Genomic DNA, 16,679 nt, shown 5'->3' with positions numbered 1-16,679 from the left:
ATGAGATCACGTTTCGCGCTCGCAGCGGTCGCGGGCCTCGCAGCGGCAGGCCTGGTCCTGACCGGGTGCTCGGGCACCAGCGGCAACACCAGTACGTCCAGCAGCGGCAAGGTCGACGGGACGGGCAAGACCCTCGACGTCATGATCGCCGCCAACGCGCTCTACCCCACCGAGCAGCAGCAGTGGTTCAAGGATGTCTCCGCGCAGTTCCAGAAGGAGACGGGGGCCACGGTCAAGTTCGAGACGTTCGCCTCGGCCAACGACGAGCTGACCAAGATCCAGACCTCGGTCCTGAGCGGCCAGGGGCCGGACATCTACGACCTCGGCACGACCTTCACGCCGACCGCGTACTCCACGGGCGCCTTCGTCAAGCTGACCGACGCCGACTGGGCGAAGGTCGGAGGTCGCGACCGCTTCGTCCCCGCCACCCTCGGCATCTCCGGCCCCGACCAGAAGAACGAGGTGGGCATCCCGTTCCTCAGCCGCCCGTTCGTGATGGCGTACAACAAGGACCTGCTGTCCGCCGCCGGCATCGACAAGCCCGCGACCACCTGGGACGGCCTCGCCGAGCAGGCCAAGAAGCTCACCTCCGGCGACGTGCACGGCATGGCGATCGCCTACGCCGACAGCTTCGACCCGTGGAAGTTCGTCTGGGCGATGGCGATGCAGCAGGGCAACACCATCCTCGACGTGAAGAACAAGAAGGCGACGATCGACGACGCCGCCGTCAAGAAGGCGTACGAGACCTACTTCGGCTGGCTGACCGACGACAAGGTCGTCGACCCGGCCGCGATCGGCTGGAAGAACGCGCAGGCGGTCGCCGCCTTCGCCAACGGCAAGGCCGCGTTCCTGCCGATGGTCTCCTCGTCGTCGCAGGTGACGCTCGACAAGTCCCCGATGGCCGGCAAGTACGCGTACGCCGTGATGCCGACCGTTCCCCCGGGAGCGACGAAGCTGCCGAGCGACGGCAAGGCCGCCGCCACGATCATCTCGGGCGACAACATGGTGGTCGCCAAGTACTCGAAGAACCAGGACCTCGCGTTCGCCCTCGTCAAGATGCTCACGAGCGCCGACAACCAGGTGAAGTACACCAAGACCTTCGGCGACCTGCCGACCAACGCCGAGGCGGCCAAGCAGGTCGAGCAGGGCAACCAGCTCATCGCGCCCATCCTCGACGCCGGCACCAAGGCGTACGGCACCCCGTTCACGGGAGCCTGGGGCGACACGCAGCTGGCGCTGGTGAACGTGGTCGTCCAGTCCATCCCCGCGCTGTCCTCCGGAAAGGTGTCGTCGTCCGACCTGGAGGCCAAGCTCAAGACCGCCCAGGACACCGCGCAGAACTCGCTCAACAAGGCGAAGTGACGCGAGGCAGCTCATGTCGAACCCCACCCTGACCCCGCCGTCTGGCCCGGTCGTGACAGGCGCGTCGCCCGCGGGGACCACCCCCGCGGGCGGCCGCCCGGCCAAGCGCCGCCGCCAGGGCGAGCGCAACCGGCCGCTCTGGATGCTGCTGCCCGGCGGCATCCTCATGCTCCTGATCATCGTGGTGCCGCTGATCGTGGCCGCGGTGATGTCGACTCTCGACCTCGACCAGTACACGCTGCAGAGCTGGCTGCAGGCGCCGTTCATCGGGCTCGGCAACTACGTGGAGGCCGTCACGGCGTCTCCGCTGCTGCGCTCCATCGGCATCAGCGTCTCCTTCGCGGTGATCGCGGCCGTGGTGACCATGCCGATCGGCCTGGCCGCGGCGCTCGCCACCCAGAACCGGTTCCGCGGGCGCGCGCTGGTGCGTTCCCTCTTCCTGATCCCGTACGTGCTCCCCGCCTTCGTGGTCGGCACGCTGTGGCGCACGATGCTGCAGCCGGGCGGTGTCGTCGACACGATGCTCGGCGCCGTCGGCATCCACTCCGGGCTCTGGCTCAACGGTCCGCTCAGCTACTGGTCGCTCATCATCGTGCAGATCTGGACGTCCTGGCCGTTCTTCTACCTGCTCGTGCTCGCCGGCCTCCAGTCGGTCGACCACGAAGTGCACGAGGCCGCGGCCATCGACGGCGCGACCTGGTGGATCAAGCTCCGCTATGTCGTGCTGCCCTACCTGCGCGGCCCCGTCTTCCTGGCGCTCATCATCGCGTTCCTGCACAACATCAACGCGTTCACGCTGCCGTTCGTGCTGTTCGGGGTCCCGGCTCCCCAGGACGTGGACGTGCTGCCGGTACTCACGTACGTGACCAGCTTCCAGAGCTTCCGGTTCGGGCTGAGCGCGGCCATGGCGATCTGCTCGCTGGTGCTCATCGCGATCCCCCTGTTCGTCTACCTGCGAGCCGTGAAGCTCGACTCCGGAGAGGAGGAGCAGCGATGACCACCGAGACTCCCACCACGCAGACGCGCGCGCTGCACGCCGTCTCGTCGCCGAAGGTCGCCCGCGCCTCACGCCCGGGCACGGGGCCGTCGGCCGACGTCACCCGTCTGCTCCCGCGACCGCTGCTGGTCGCGATCATCACCGTGCTGCTGATCATCGTGCTCGGGCCGGTGCTGTACATGCTGTTCGCGTCGGTCAACTCCGACGTGGCCGTGGCGGCGGGGGCGTTCTTCCCGACCGAGCTGCACCTCGACAACTACCTCAAGGTGTGGAGCACGGTCGACCTCGGCACCGGACTGATGAACAGCGTGATCATCTGCGCCGCCGTCGCGATCGTCTGCGCGTTCCTCGCCGTCGCCACCGCGTACGTGCTCGTGCGGTACGAGTTCCGTGGCCGGCTGACGTTCCTGCGCGGACTGCTCGGCCTGCAGTCGATCCCCGGCACCCTCATGCTGCTGCCGGTGTTCGTGCTGTTCTCGTCGACCGCATCGTTGCTCGGCATCCAGATCATCGGAACGCGCTGGGCCGTGTTCATCACCTACCTGACCTTCGCGCTGCCGTTCTCGACCTGGGTGATGGTCACCTACCTGCGCGGGCTGCCCAAGGCGCTCGAGGAGGCCGCGCGCATCGACGGTGCGTCGTCGTGGCGCATCCTCACGCAGATCGTCATGCCGCTGAGCTGGCCCGGCATCGTCGTCTCCGGCATCTTCGCGTTCCTGCTCGGTTGGAACGACGTGCTGTTCGCGTCGGTCCTCACCAACCCCGAATCGCGCACCGCGGCCGTGGCCCTGCAAGTCTTCGGAGCCACTCAGGAGGGTGGAGCGATCCCCCTCTACGGGCAGATGATGGCCGCGTCGCTGATCTGCGCCGTGCCTGTCGTGGTGCTGTACCTCGTTTTCCAGCGCTACCTGATCGGTGGCCTCACCAGTGGAGGAGTGAAGTAAGTGACTGACGTTTCGGAACCCGTGGTCTCCTGGGCACTGTCCGGGTTCGGCGATGAGATCGACCCCGACCCGGCCGTGCAGGTCGCAGTACTGCAAGCGCTCGGAGCGAACCACATCGAGGTGCGCAGCGCCTGGGGCGTCAACATCGTCGATCTCGACGACGAGCAGCTCGACACACTGGCCGGTGTCTTCGCCGAACGCGGCATGCGCGTCTCCGCCATCGCGTCGCCGATCGGCAAGGTCGACGTCGCGCTCCCGGTGCAGCACGAGGTCGACCGGCTCGGCCGGGCGATCGCCGCTGCCCAGCGGCTCGGCGCCCGCTACATCCGGCTGTTCTCCTTCTACCGAGGGGAGGGCGTGCCGGTCGAGAGCATCCGCGACGACGTCATCGAGCGCATGCGTGCGCTCGCCGCCGCGGCCGAGGAGGCCGGCGTCGTGCTGCTGCACGAGAACGAGAAGGACATCTACGGCGACACCCCGGAGCGCTGCCTCGACATCGTCGAATCGGTCGGCTCCCCGGCGCTCCGTCTCGCCTGGGACAGCGCCAACTTCGTGCAGGTCGGCGTCGCCGCGCCCTTCGACGACGGCTACGCGCTGCTGCGCCCGCACCTGGAGTACCTGCAGGTGAAGGACGCCCGGGCGGCGACCTCCGAGGTCACCCCGGCCGGGGAGGGCGACGGCCAGCTGCTGCAGACCCTCACCGCGCTGCGCGACGACGGCTACACCGGGTTCGCCTCGCTCGAACCGCACCTCACCGACGTGAACGCCCTCGGCGGCTTCTCCGGACCCGCGGCGTTCGGCGTCGCCGGCCGCGCGTTCCGCCGCCTGACCGACCAGATCGGAGTCACCCTCGCATGACCGCCCCCTCCTCTCCCGCACCGTCGTCGCTGCGCGTCGCCCTCGTCGGCTGCGGCATCATCGGGCTCAACCACGCCCGCGCCATCCTGAAGCACCCCGACCTGGTGATCACCGCCCTCGTGGACGCCGTCCCCGCGGCGGCCACCGCGCTGGCCGACCAGCTGGTCAGCGAGCACGGCGCCGACCGCCCTGCGGAGTTCGCCTCCCTCGCCGGCGCCCTGGCCGGAGCGGAGATCGACATCGTCGTCGTCTGCACGCCGAGCGGCCTCCACGTCGTGCTCGCCGAGGAGGCGCTCGCCGCGGGGAAGCACGTCGTCATCGAGAAGCCGCTCGACGTCTCGTTGCCGCGGGCACGCGAGATCCTCGCCCTGTCCCGCCGCGCGGAGCAGGACGGCCTGATCGTCTCGGTGATCAGCCAGCACCGGTTCGACCCGGCGTCCCGCGTCGTCGCCGAGACGGCGCACTCGGGCGGCTTCGGCCGCCTGACCAGTGGCATCGCGTCGGTCGCCTGGTGGCGCAGCCAGGAGTACTACGACTCGGGGCAGTGGCGGGGCACCTGGGAGCTCGACGGCGGGGGAGCGGTGATGAACCAGGGCGTGCACACCGTCGACCTCCTGGTCTGGTTCCTCGGCACGCCGGTCGAGATCGACGCCCGCACCGCGCTGCTCGCGCACGAGCGCGTCGAGGTGGAGGACGTCGCGGTCGCGACCATCCGGTTCGAGTCGGGTGCGCTCGCCGTGGTGCACGCGACGACAGCCGCCTACCCCGGGCTCTCGGTGCGGCTGCAGGTTCACGGCGACCAGGGGTCGGCGATCATCGACGACGACCAGCTGGAGTACTTCCACTCCGCGGCGACCGGCGCGACCGGCGCGTCCGACGGCAACCGCGCCGCCGATGTCGTGCCCGCGAGCGAGCTGCGCGGCGGCGACCGCGGTCCCGAGCAGTTCGTGATCGGCCACCTGCGCCAGTACGAAGACATCGTCGACGCCATCCGCGAGCACCGCGCCCCCGGGGTGACCGTCGCCGACGCGTTCCTCTCGCTCGCCGTCGTGCGGGCGGTCTACCTCTCGGCCACGCTCGGTCGGCCCGTGCTGCTGGAGGACGTCCTCGACGGCTCGCTCGACGAGATCGTCGTCACGACGGGGGTGCACGCATGAAGTTCTCCGTCTTCACCGCCTCCACCCCCGACTGGACACCCGCAGAGGCGGCGCGCACCATCGCCGCCCAGGGCTGGGACGGCATCGAGTGGCGCATCGTCGACCAGGAGCCCGCGGCCGAGCCCGGATTCTGGGCGGGCAACCGCGCGACCTGGCCGCTCACGGGCCTCGAGGAGTCCCTCCCGGAGATCGCACGTGTGACCCGGGAGGCCGGGCTCGAATTCTCCGGCATCGGCGGCTACGCGCGCTGCGACGACCACGCGAACGTCGACCGGATGCTGGCGGCCACCGCGGAGCTCGGCGCACGGCAGGTGCGCGTCACCATGCCGCGAACCGACGCGGGCGAGTACCGCGAGCTGTTCGCTGCAGCCAGACGTGATCTGGAGCGCGCGGCGACCGTCGCGGCCTCCCTCGGCGTGAAGGCGCTCGTCGAGCTGCACCACGAGACCATCACCGCTTCGGCCTCCGCCGCGTTCCGCCTCATCGACGGGCTCGATCCCGCCGCCGTCGGCGTCATCCACGACCTCGGCAACCTCGTGATCGAAGGTCAGGAGCGCACCCTGTCCGCCCTCCAGCTGCTCGGGCCGTACCTGGCTCACGTGCACGTCAAGAACGTCGCCTGGCTGCCGGGGGAGCCGGAGGACGACGGCACGGTCCGGTGGCGCCACGACTGGGCGCCGCTGCGCACTGGCACCGGCGACGTGGATGCCTACTTCCGTGCACTGCACGAGTTCGGCTATGACGGGTGGGTGACCAGCGAGGACTTCTCGACGGCGCTGCCGCTCGCCGAGCGCACGGCGGACGACCTCGCCTACCTGCGCGCCGTGGAGGCGCGGACCCGCGAAGCAGTGGCGGCATGATCTCCCCGCCACGGTCGGTGCGCCATCCCGTGCGGGTGGCGCACCTCGGCCTCGGCGCATTCCACCGCGCCCACCAGGCCTGGTACACCCAGCTGGCCGGCGACGGCTCCGGCATCGCCGCCTTCACCGGTCGCAGCGCGGAGGCGGCCCGCGTGCTGGCAGCGCAGGACGCGGTGTACACGCTCGTGGAGCGCGGGGCGGAGGGTGACAGCGCCACCCTGATGGAGGTGCTGAGCGAGGTGCACGACGGCGCAGACACGGAGGCGTGGCGGCGCGTGCTCGCAGACCCGGAGGTCGGCGTCCTCACGCTCACGGTGACCGAGGCAGGCTACCGCCCCGGTTCGTCCGCCCCCGCGCGCGTGCTCGACGGCCTCCTGGCACGGCACGCGGCGGGCGCAGGGGGGATCGCCGTCGTCAGCTGCGACAACCTCCCCGACAACGGCCGGGTGCTCCGCGACGCGGTGCTGGCACTCGCCGATCCCGGGTCCGACATCGAGGCCTGGATCCGCTCGGAGGTGTCGTTCGTGTCTTCCATGGTCGACAGGATCACCCCGGCGACCACCGACGCCGACCGGGAGGCCGTCCGCCGGCTCACGGGCTGGGACGACGCAGCCCCCGTGGTGACCGAGCCGTTCGCCGAGTGGGTCCTCGCCGGGAGCTTTCCCGCCGGCCGACCCGCCTGGGACGCGGCGGGCGCGCGGTTCGTCGACGACATCGCGCCCTATGAGCGCCGCAAGCTCTGGCTCCTCAACGCCGGTCACTCGCTGCTCGCCTACCACGGGCTCGCGGCCGGTCACGTCACGGTGGCCCAGGCCGTGGCCGACCCGGCGCTCGCCGAGGAGCTCGAAGAACTCTGGAGCGAACAGCGCACCGAACTGCCCTTCGACACCGCGACGGTCAACGAGGCGCTCGCCGCACTGCGCTCCCGTTTCGGCAACGCACGCATCGAGCACCGGCTCGCCCAGATCGCCACCGACGGCTCGCAGAAGCTCGGTCCCCGCATCCTGGATCCGCTGCGCAGCCGGCTCGGCTCCGGGCGGGATCCCGGGCGTTCCCAGCTCGGCGTCCTCGCCGCCTGGGCCGAGCACCTCGCCGGACCGGACGTCCGCGACGCAGGCGCCGCCGAGCTCGTCGAGCGGTTGCGCGACGCGACGACGGCGCGCGAGCGCGCCGGCGCCGTCCTCTCGGCGCTCGCCCCCGACCTCACCGACCTGACCGACCCCCTCGCCGAGCGGATCGCCGCACGGCAGCAAGGAGCACTCGCATGAGAATCACCGCAGCAGACGTCCTCGTCTCCAGCCCCGGCCGCAACTTCGTCACCCTGCGCATCACGACGGAGGACGGTGTCACCGGTCTCGGCGACGCCACGCTCAACGGCCGCGAGCTCGCCGTCGCGGCGTACCTGAGCGAGCACGTCGTCCCGCTCCTGATCGGACGGGACGCCCACGCGATCGAGGACACCTGGCAGTACCTCTACCGGGGCGCCTACTGGCGCCGCGGCCCGGTCACCATGGCCTCCATCGCCGCCGTCGACACCGCGCTGTGGGACATCAAGGCCAAGGTGGCTGGACTTCCGCTGTACCAGCTGCTCGGCGGGCGCAGCCGTGAGGGTCTGCTGGTCTACGGGCACGCCTCCGGCGCCGAGCTGCCGGAGCTGTTCGACTCCATCACCGAGCACCTCGAGGAGGGCTACCGGGCGGTGCGCGTGCAGACCGGCATCCCGGGGCTGCCGTCGGTGTACGGGGTGGCATCGAGCAAGAACGCCGCCGCGGGTGCCGGCTCGGGCTCCGATGCGCGCTACGACTACGAGCCGGCGCGCCGCAGTGCGGTGCCGGTGGAGGAGAGCTGGGACACCCGCGCCTACCTGCGGCACGCGCCCACCGTCTTCGAGGCGGTGCGCAACGAGTTCGGTCCCGAGCTGCCGTTGTTGCACGACGCGCACCACCGGTTGACGCCCATCCAGGCGGCCAAGCTCGGCAAGTCGCTGGAGCCGTACGACCTGTTCTGGCTGGAGGATGTCACCCCGGCCGAGAACCAGGCGGTGCTGCGCCGCGTGCGTGAGCACACGACCACCCCGCTCGCGATCGGCGAGGTGTTCAACACGATCTGGGACTACCGGGAGCTGTTCGAGGAGCAGCTGATCGACTACGTCCGCTCTCCAGTGACCCACGCCGGAGGGATCACCGGGCTGCGCCGCATCTTCGACTACGCGGCCGTCTACCAGATCAAGTCCGGCGTGCACGGGCCCACCGACGTGTCGCCGGTCGGACTCGCGGCGGCGATCCACCTGGGGATCGCCATCCCGAACTTCGGCATCCAGGAGTACATGAAGCACAGCCCGACGACACACGAGGTCTTCCGGACCACGTACTCGTTCGAGGACGGCATGCTCAAGCCGGGCGACGCCCCCGGCCTCGGCGTCGACTACGACGAGGCCGTCGCCGACTCCTTCCCCTACGAAGCCGCCTACCTCCCCGTGAACCGCCTCCTCGACGGGTCCATGCACGACTGGTGAGCCATCGCTTCCTCACTTTCTCCCGCTCACGATCGGTGTGTCGCGGCAGAAAGTGAGGAATGGATGGTCTCCCGTGCGCGTGGAGAATAGAGGACGACAACGGGAGGAGCAGGCGTGGGTGTGACGGTCGTGGTCATGGGCGTGTCCGGTTCGGGCAAGTCCACGATCGGACAGGGCGTGGCAGACGCGCTCGGCGCGACGTTCGTCGACGGCGACGACCTGCATCCGGCGGCCAACGTCACCAAGATGACGGCGGGCATCCCGCTCACCGATGCCGACCGCGAGCCCTGGCTGCGTGCGGTGGGGCGCACCCTCGCCGACGGAGGGGACGCCGGCGTGGTCGTCGCGTGCTCGGCACTCAAGCGCTCGTACCGCGACCTGATCCGCAGCGAGGCCCCCGGCACGGTCTTCGCCGAGCTCGACGGCACGCGCGAGCTCCTGGAGGAGCGGATGATCCGGCCCGGCCACTTCATGCCGGCCTCCCTCCTCGACTCGCAGCTGGCGACGCTGGAGCCGCTCCAGCCCGACGAGGCCGGCCTCCGCCTCGACATCGGCCAGTCGCCGGCGGAGCTCGTCGCCGCGATCGTGGCTGGCGCAGCCCGCCGCGTCGGGTAGACTGGGCCACTGAACTTCGGCGAGGGATGCAGCACGCATCCGTTATCGACGCGGTGGAGCAGGCTACGCAGTCTTTCCTCGCGCACCTCGATGCGCTCGAGTCGACATCCCACAACTGCGAGCCCACGGCTCGCCCGAAAGCCGGCATCGCCGGCAAGGAGGCATCATGGCTGACGAGTCCAACAAGGTCGTCGCGGAGGTCCGCGACAGCTTCGGCAAGGGCGCTGCCCGCAAGATCCGCGCCGCGGGCAAGATCCCCGCGGTCATCTACGGTCACGGCACCGATCCCGTCCACATCACCGTGCCCGCGCACCAGGTCGGCCTGCTGCTCCGCAAAGCCAACGCGGTGCTCGACCTCGACATCGACGGCACGAGCCAGCTCACCCTGGTGAAGGACGTCCAGAAGGACCCGGTGCTGCAGATCATCGAGCACCTCGACCTGCTGGTCATCCGTCGCGGTGAGAAGGTCCAGGTCGAGGTGCCCGTGCACGTCGAGGGCGAGCCGTTCTCCGGCACCATCGCGGTGCTCGACATCCCGACCATCAAGCTCGAGGTCGAGGCCACCCACATCCCCGAGCGCATCGTCATCGACGTCACCGACGCCGAGGAGGGCACGCAGTACCACGCCAAGGACTTCGCTCTGCCGGCCGGTGCGGTGCTCGCCGAGGACGAGGATCTCCTGATCCTCGCCGTCGTCGTCCCGGCCGCCGCGCGCGCCGAGGAGGAGGAGACCGAGTCCGCCGAGGAGGCCGGCGAGAGCGCCGCAGCCGAGTCCGCGGAGTAGTCACTCCCCATGGCCGATCCTCTGCAGCAGGAGGGCCCTTGGCTCGTGGTCGGGCTCGGGAATCCCGGGCCCGGCTACGCAGCCACGCGTCACAACGTGGGCCAGATGGTGCTCGACGAGCTCGCCTCGCGCGGCCGTCTCACCTTCAAGACCCACAAGACGAACGCCACGGTCGCCGAGGGCCGACTCGCCCCCGGCGGGCCGCGGTTCGTCCTGGCCAAGCCGAACACGTTCATGAACGTTTCGGGAGGCCCGGTGTCGCAGCTGCTCCGGTTCTATTCGCTCGACCCGTCGAGGCTGATCGTCGTGCAGGACGAACTGGACATCCCGTTCGACACTCTCAAGCTCAAGTTCGGCGGCGGCCACGGCGGTCATAACGGCGTGCGCGACGTGATCGCCGCGACCGGCACCGGCGACTTCACGCGGGTGCGCGTCGGCGTCGGCCGGCCTCCGGGTTCACGCGGGGCGGCCGATCACGTTCTGGCCGGCTTCAGCCCGGCGGAGCGCAAGACCCTGCCGATCCTGGTCGCGGATGCGGCCGACGCGATCGAGCAGATCGCGACCGACGGTCTCACCGCCGCCCAGAACCGCTTCCACACCGAGCGCTGACGCCCGCTACCGACCGCCCCTCGATCGTTGCGATCACGCCGGCGGGAGGGTCAGACCCAGCGCCACCGTGTAGACCAGGAACGAGACGATCGGCGCCGCCGCGGCGACGGCGATCCCGACGACGCCGAAAGCGCGCCCGCGCTTGGTCGCGGCGGCGATGATCCCCAGCACGAGCGCCGTGATGCCGAGGATCGTGCCGAGGAGGATCTGCGCGCCCATCAGCAGGGCGACAGGCGCGAACGCCGCCGCCTGGTCGGGGGTGAGATCGGAGGTGTTGAAGCTGAAGGACGACGCCGTCCTGGACGCGAGCGGGCCCGCGCTCATCCCCACGACGACGGACGCCACGATCGACAGCACGAAGACCGCGATGGCGATCGCCATGGAGGCGACGCCCAGCGCGCGCGGCCGCGGCGGAGCAGGCGGAGCGGAGAAGTAGGGCGGCGGGGGAGCGATGGAGTACATCGACGGACCGGGCACCCATTGCTGGGCCGGATCCGCTCCCTGGGGAGCGGGGAAGGCCGGCCCGGGCTCCGGTCCGGTGGGCGGCATCGTGCTCATCTGCGGACTCCTCACTGGCGCTTCACGCCGGACGCTCAGCCAGAGCGTAGCCGACGTCGGGCGGCGGCACAGGACGACACGGTACCGTCTCGGTCCATGAAGTTGTATACCCGCGAGTGGGGCACCGGCGACCGCTACGCGGTCCTGGTCCACGGCGTCATGTCGGACTCGCGCAATTGGCGGCGGGTCGGTCCCGTGCTCGCCGAGCGCGGCTACCACGTCGTCGCCGTCGACCTCCGAGGTCACGGCCACAGCCCGAGGGCGGCCGAGTACACCGCCGATCTGATGGCGGAGGACATCCTCGAGACCGTCCCGTACGCGCCGGAGCTCGTGATGGGGCACTCCCTCGGCGGTCTCACGGTGAGCCTCGCGGTCGACCGGCTGCACCCGGAGCGCGCCGTCTACGTCGATCCTGCATTCTCGTGCCCTGCCGCGGGCTGGCTCCAGCTGAAGCTCGCCCCTGCCTTCCTCCGCACGCTCGCGCGGCAGTCGGCGGCGAAGATCGCCAAGCGCAATCCGCGATGGGATCCCATCGACGTCGCGATCGAGCGTGAGACGTTCGAGTCGTTCCACCGCGCCGCCATCCCGGCCGTGCTGGCCCCGAGCGTCATGCGCGCGCCGGAGCACCTGGCGGTCCCGTCGCTGGTGATGCTGGCCGACAACTCCTACCTGGTGAAGCCGCAGGTCGCCGAGCACCTGCGCGCCACCGGCTTCGATGTCCGGGTGGTCGCCGGAAGCGGGCACGTGATCAACCGCGACGACCACGACGGATTCATGCGGGCGCTGGACGGATGGATCTGAGCGTCGTCGTCGTCGCGAAGACGCGAGACGTCCTGAGCGTGCTGCCGGGCGACCCGCTCGGCAGGGCGGCGGAGGCCCGGCGGCGCGCACTGCGCTCGCCGTCCGACCGTGAGGACTTCGTGGCCGCCCGCCTGCTCGCGGTCCGTGCCCTCCAGGCCGCGGGGGCGGGCGACATCGCACCGGCCGCGCTGCACCAGAGCTGCGCCGTCTGCGGCGGAGCCCACGGCAGGCCGCTCCCGGTCTCGGGGCTCCACGTGAGCTGGTCGCACTCACGCGGCTGGGTCGCTGCGGGGGCCTCGCCGGCAGCACTCGGGGTGGATGTCGAGGTGTTCGCCGATGCCGCGACGGGAGAAACGGGCGTGGGCGGCCTCCCACTAGAGGCGCTGACCCCGTCGGAGCGCTCGCTGCTGGCGACCGCGCCCGACCCGGCCCGTGCCTTCCGGCTGGCCTGGGCCGCGAAGGAGGCCTGCGTCAAGGCGGGCGTCGCACAGCTCGACGGTCTCGGACGGGTCGGCGTGCTCGCGGGGCCGGACCGGCTGGTCCCGTCTTACGGCGCGCTGCTGCTGAGCAGCCGTGCGTTCCGCGGGGCGAACGCGGCCGCGGCCTCCGCGGCACCGGTGAGCTGGCATACGCTCGGCGGCCGGGGAGAACTCGCTCACCTTCCCGGCAGCGGTCGACCTGTCGGTGCCCCCGCGTAGACTTTCCCGAGTGATACTGCAGGGCTTGATCGCGGCGCTCGAGCGCGCCTCCACGTTCTCCGACGCACTGGCCTATGCGGCACGCGACGCCGACTTCTCTCTGACGGACGGCCTGCGCGTGCCTCTTCTCGCCGGCCTGGTCGGCAAGCGCGCCGCCGCCGGCGCCTCGCAGGCCGTCCTCGTCATCACGGCGACCGGCCGCGAGTCGGAATCGGTGCGCGCCGCACTGCCGTGCGTGCTCCCCGACGCCGAGATCGTGGAGTTCCCCGCGTGGGAGACGCTGCCGCACGAGCGGCTGAGCCCGAGCCCCGAGATCGTCGGCAAGCGCCTCACCGCGCTGCGCCGGCTGGCGGACTGGTCGGCCGCGCGCGAGGCGGGGGAGGCCGCGCATCCGTTCGTCCTGGTGGCGTCCGTGCGCGCCGCCCTGCAGCCGCTCGCCGACAACCTCACCGACTATGCGACGATCGCGCTCGCGGCGGGAGGCCGCGGATTCGACCTCGGCGGCCTCGCCCTCCAACTGGTCGACCTGGCGTACGCCCGCGTCGACATGGTGACCCGGCGCGGCGAGTTCGCCGTGCGCGGCGGCATCCTCGACGTCTTCCCGCCGACCGCCGAGCACCCGTACCGCGTCGACTTCTTCGGCGACGAGGTCGAGCAGATCCGTGCGTTCTCGGTCGCCGACCAGCGCTCGCTGCCCGAGCCGATCCCCGCGGTGTCGCTGCCGCCCAGCCGGGAGCTGCTGCTCAGCGAGCCGGTTCGGCAGCGCGCCCGCGAGATGGAGCACGAGTTCCCGAGCCTGTCGGCGATGCTCGCCAAGATCGGCGAGGGCATCCCGGTGGAGGGCATGGAGTCGCTCGCGCCGGCCCTCCTCGACCGGCTCGTCCCGCTCACCCACTACCTTCCGGACGGGGCCGCTGTCGCGGTGCTCTCGCCCGAGCGCGTCGCGTCGCGCGCGGTGAGTCTCGCCGAGACCAACCGCGAGTTCCTCTCGGCCGCGTGGAGCGCCGCGACGGTCGGCGCCGCGGCCCCCATCGACCTCGCCGCCGGAGACTTCCTCACGCTGCAGCGACTGCGCGACTCGGTGAAGTTCAGCCGCCCGGGGCAGCAGACCCCCGACCACCCGTGGTGGACGTTCTCCGGTTTCCAGGCCGGCGTGGGCGATGAGCCCCCGCTCGAGCGCGAGGTGGAGGAGTACCTCCAGGTGCGTGTCGCAGCGGAGGCGGTGCCCAGCTTCCAGGGCAACGTGACCGGTGCCGTCGAGCACGTGGCCGGGCGGCTCCGCGACGGCTGGCAGGTCGCGATCGTCGCGGAGGGCGCCGGCCTGGTCGAGCGTGCGGCCCAGGTGCTCGCGGACGCCGAGCTCCCCGCACGTCCGGTCGACGCGTTCCCCGAGAACCCGGAGCCCGGGGTGGCCTACCTGCTGCGGGCGAACGTCGAGCACGGCTTCGAGATGCCGGACGAGAAGCTCGCGCTGATCGGCGAGAGCGAGTTCTACGGCCGCGCGGTCGGCTACGAGTCGCGGCAGGTCAAGAAGCTCGCCACGCGGCGCAAGAACGTCGTCGATCCGCTCGCGCTGAAGCCCGGCGACTACGTGGTCCACGAGACGCACGGCATCGGCAGATTCATCGAGCTGACCCAGCGGGAAGTGTCCAGCGGCGGCCGCAACGCGGTGAAGTCGAAGCGCGAGTACCTGGTCCTGGAGTACGCGCCCTCCAAGCGCGGCTACCCCGGTGACAAGCTGTACGTGCCGACCGACCAGCTCGACCTCCTGACCCGCTATGTCGGCGGCGAGGCGCCGCAGCTGTCCAAGATGGGCGGCAGCGACTGGTCGGCCGCCAAGGGCCGCGCCCGGCGCGCGGTGCGCGACATCGCGGTCGAGCTCGTCAAGCTGTACTCGGCGCGCATGGCCAGCAAAGGCCATGCATTCGGGCCGGACACCCCCTGGCAGCGCGAGCTCGAGGAGGCCTTCCCCTTCGCCGAGACGCACGACCAGCTGCAGACGATCGACGAGGTGAAGGCCGACATGGAGCGGCCGATCCCGATGGACCGGCTCATCTCGGGCGACGTCGGCTTCGGCAAGACCGAGATCGCCGTGCGTGCGGCGTTCAAGGCCATCCAGGACGGCAAGCAGGTGGCGATGCTCGTCCCGACGACGCTGCTGGTCAAGCAGCACGCCGAGACCTTCCTGGAGCGCTTCGCCGGCTTCCCCATCCACCTGCGCCAGCTCAGCAGGTTCCAGTCCGACAAGGAGGCGCGCGAGACACTGCGCGGAATAGCCGACGGCACCGTCGACATCGTGATCGGCACGCACCGCATCCTCGCCGACGGCGTGACGTTCAAAGACCTCGGCCTCGTCATCATCGACGAGGAGCAGCGGTTCGGCGTCGAGCACAAGGACGCGCTGAAGAAGCTGAAGACCAACGTCGACATCCTCGCGATGAGCGCGACGCCGATCCCGCGCACGCTCGAGATGGCGGTCACCGGCATCCGCGAGATGTCGACGCTCGCCACCCCGCCGGAGGACCGGCATCCGATCCTCACGTTCGTCGGCCCCTACTCCGAGCGTCAGGTCGCAGCCGCCATCCGGCGTGAGCTGCTGCGCGAGGGCCAGGTGTTCTTCGTGCACAACCGGGTCGGCTCGATCTCGGCGACCGCCGCCAAGCTGGCCGAGCTGGTGCCGGAGGCGCGCATCGCCGTCGCACACGGCCGCATGAACGAGCACGCGCTGGAGCAGGTCGTCGTGGACTTCTGGGAGCGCAGGTTCGACGTGCTGGTCTCCACGACCATCATCGAGACCGGTCTCGACATCTCCAACGCCAACACGATCATCATCGACCGCGCCGACAAGTACGGCCTGAGCCAGCTGCACCAGCTCCGCGGCCGGGTCGGGCGCGGGCGCGAGCGCGCGTACGCGTACTTCCTGTGGGACGAGGACAAGCCGCTGAGCGAGACGGCCCACGACCGGCTCTCGACGATCGCGGCCAACAACGACCTCGGCAGCGGCATGCAGGTCGCGCTCAAAGACCTCGAGATCCGCGGGGCGGGCAACCTCCTGGGCGGCGAGCAGTCCGGGCACATCGCTGGTGTGGGCTTCGACCTGTACCTGCGGATGATCGGGGAGGCCGTGTCGACCTTCCGCGGCGAGGTCGCCGAGGGGCAGACCGAGCTGCGGCTCGAGCTGCCCGTCGATGCGCACATCCCCGAGGAGTACGTCGACAGCGAGCGGCTGCGGCTGGAGGCCTACCAGAAACTGTCGACGGCGAGCGCGCCGGCGGCGAAGGACGGCCAGATCGACCTGGTGCTGGAGGAGCTGACCGACCGCTACGGCGAGCCTCCCGAGCCGGTGGCGAACCTGATCGCGGTCTCGCGGCTGCGTCGGGCGGCGCAGCGGGCGGGCTTGGGGGAGGTCGTGGCCATGGGCTCGAACCTCCGTCTCGCGCCGGCGCAGCTGCCGGACTCGCTGCAGGTGCGGCTGCAGCGCATGTACCCGGGGTCGAAGTACCACGCCGCTCCCCAGGTGGCGATGGTCCCGCTGCCCCGCGTGAACGGCGAGGCCCCCGACGACGCGACCCTGATCGAGTGGGTCGCGACTCTGCTCGGCGCCCTGTTCCCGGTGCCGGAGCCCACCCCCGAGCCGGCCGCCTGACCCCGACCTTCGGTCCGTACCTCCGGACATCTCGCGCGACATGCCGTGCGGATGTCCGTAGATCCGGAGACCATGGCCGAACGGGCCGGAACCTCCGGAGTTACGCACTTCCGGACCACCCCCCGTCCCCGCGCGGATGTCCGTTCGAACGGAGATCGCAGCCGACTCGGCCCGGATCTCCGGAGTTACGGCACGAAACGGGCGGTCTGGCGCACGATCTCCGGAGTTGCGCTAGCCGCCGAACTGTATCGGCTGTACTATAAGTACCGATACAG

Annotated in this window: 15 protein-coding genes; 14 read left to right on the top strand and 1 reads right to left on the bottom strand. The window is 70.8% G+C overall.

Annotated features, from left to right (window positions below; genetic code table 11):
• From KNO15_RS05460 to pth, 11 genes are all read left to right on the top strand, one after another.
• Window positions 1-1,362, top strand: coding sequence for an ABC transporter substrate-binding protein (locus KNO15_RS05460; RefSeq protein ID WP_241702407.1), 1,362 nt, complete (start codon window positions 1-3; stop codon window positions 1,360-1,362).
• A gap of 13 nt (window positions 1,363-1,375) precedes the next feature.
• Complete coding sequence (locus KNO15_RS05455; RefSeq protein ID WP_241702406.1) at window positions 1,376-2,359, top strand: carbohydrate ABC transporter permease; 984 nt, start codon at window positions 1,376-1,378, stop codon at window positions 2,357-2,359.
• The gene (locus tag KNO15_RS05450; RefSeq protein ID WP_241702405.1) at window positions 2,356-3,303 is read left to right on the top strand and encodes a carbohydrate ABC transporter permease; all 948 of its coding nucleotides are present in this window, start codon (window positions 2,356-2,358) and stop codon (window positions 3,301-3,303) included. The genes KNO15_RS05455 and KNO15_RS05450 overlap by 4 nt, the downstream gene beginning before the upstream one ends.
• Window positions 3,304-4,161, top strand: coding sequence for a sugar phosphate isomerase/epimerase family protein (locus KNO15_RS05445; RefSeq protein WP_241702404.1), 858 nt, complete (start codon window positions 3,304-3,306; stop codon window positions 4,159-4,161).
• Window positions 4,158-5,318: a Gfo/Idh/MocA family protein gene (locus KNO15_RS05440; RefSeq protein WP_241702403.1), complete on the top strand. Its 1,161-nt coding sequence runs from the start codon at window positions 4,158-4,160 to the stop codon at window positions 5,316-5,318. The genes KNO15_RS05445 and KNO15_RS05440 overlap by 4 nt, the downstream gene beginning before the upstream one ends.
• The gene (locus KNO15_RS05435; protein WP_241702402.1) at window positions 5,315-6,178 is read left to right on the top strand and encodes a sugar phosphate isomerase/epimerase family protein; all 864 of its coding nucleotides are present in this window, start codon (window positions 5,315-5,317) and stop codon (window positions 6,176-6,178) included. Before KNO15_RS05440 ends, KNO15_RS05435 begins: the two co-directional genes overlap by 4 nt.
• Window positions 6,175-7,446 (top strand): mannitol dehydrogenase family protein, encoded by a 1,272-nt coding sequence (locus KNO15_RS05430; protein ID WP_241702401.1) that lies wholly within the window; start codon window positions 6,175-6,177, stop codon window positions 7,444-7,446. The genes KNO15_RS05435 and KNO15_RS05430 overlap by 4 nt, the downstream gene beginning before the upstream one ends.
• A complete protein-coding gene (gene manD, locus KNO15_RS05425; RefSeq protein ID WP_241702400.1) occupies window positions 7,443-8,693 on the top strand; it encodes a D-mannonate dehydratase ManD in 1,251 nt (416 codons plus the stop codon). The genes KNO15_RS05430 and manD overlap by 4 nt, the downstream gene beginning before the upstream one ends.
• Before the next feature lie 114 nt (window positions 8,694-8,807).
• A complete protein-coding gene (locus tag KNO15_RS05420) occupies window positions 8,808-9,308 on the top strand; it encodes a gluconokinase (RefSeq protein ID WP_241702399.1) in 501 nt (166 codons plus the stop codon).
• Window positions 9,309-9,474: 166 nt separating this feature from the next.
• Entirely contained in the window at window positions 9,475-10,092 is a 618-nt protein-coding gene (locus KNO15_RS05415; RefSeq protein WP_241702398.1) for a 50S ribosomal protein L25/general stress protein Ctc, read from the top strand.
• A gap of 9 nt (window positions 10,093-10,101) precedes the next feature.
• Window positions 10,102-10,701: an aminoacyl-tRNA hydrolase gene (gene pth / locus KNO15_RS05410; protein ID WP_241702397.1), complete on the top strand. Its 600-nt coding sequence runs from the start codon at window positions 10,102-10,104 to the stop codon at window positions 10,699-10,701.
• 33 nt (window positions 10,702-10,734) lie between these two features.
• Here the strand turns inward: pth and KNO15_RS05405 are convergent, their stop codons facing one another.
• Window positions 10,735-11,259, bottom strand: coding sequence for a hypothetical protein (locus KNO15_RS05405; RefSeq protein WP_241702396.1), 525 nt, complete (start codon window positions 11,257-11,259; stop codon window positions 10,735-10,737).
• A 96-nt stretch (window positions 11,260-11,355) separates the two neighbouring features.
• On the opposite strand from KNO15_RS05405, the gene KNO15_RS05400 reads away from it, so the two are divergent.
• Genes KNO15_RS05400 through mfd form a run of 3 tightly spaced genes read left to right on the top strand, consistent with a single transcriptional unit; the run spans window position 11,356 to window position 16,404 of the window.
• On the top strand, window positions 11,356-12,060 hold the full coding sequence (locus tag KNO15_RS05400; protein WP_241702395.1) for an alpha/beta fold hydrolase: 705 nt from the start codon (window positions 11,356-11,358) through the stop codon (window positions 12,058-12,060).
• Complete coding sequence (locus tag KNO15_RS05395; RefSeq protein ID WP_241702394.1) at window positions 12,051-12,758, top strand: 4'-phosphopantetheinyl transferase family protein; 708 nt, start codon at window positions 12,051-12,053, stop codon at window positions 12,756-12,758. The genes KNO15_RS05400 and KNO15_RS05395 overlap by 10 nt, the downstream gene beginning before the upstream one ends.
• 10 nt (window positions 12,759-12,768) lie before the next feature.
• Entirely contained in the window at window positions 12,769-16,404 is a 3,636-nt protein-coding gene (gene mfd, locus KNO15_RS05390; protein ID WP_241702393.1) for a transcription-repair coupling factor, read from the top strand.
• The last annotated feature ends 275 nt before the right edge of the window (window positions 16,405-16,679 follow it).

The organism is Leifsonia shinshuensis, from assembly GCF_022606355.1.
Taxonomy (GTDB): Bacteria; Actinomycetota; Actinomycetes; order Actinomycetales; family Microbacteriaceae; genus Leifsonia; species Leifsonia shinshuensis_B.
Note: the sequence above shows the minus strand (reverse complement) of the source record. Positions and strands in the feature narration are given on the sequence as shown.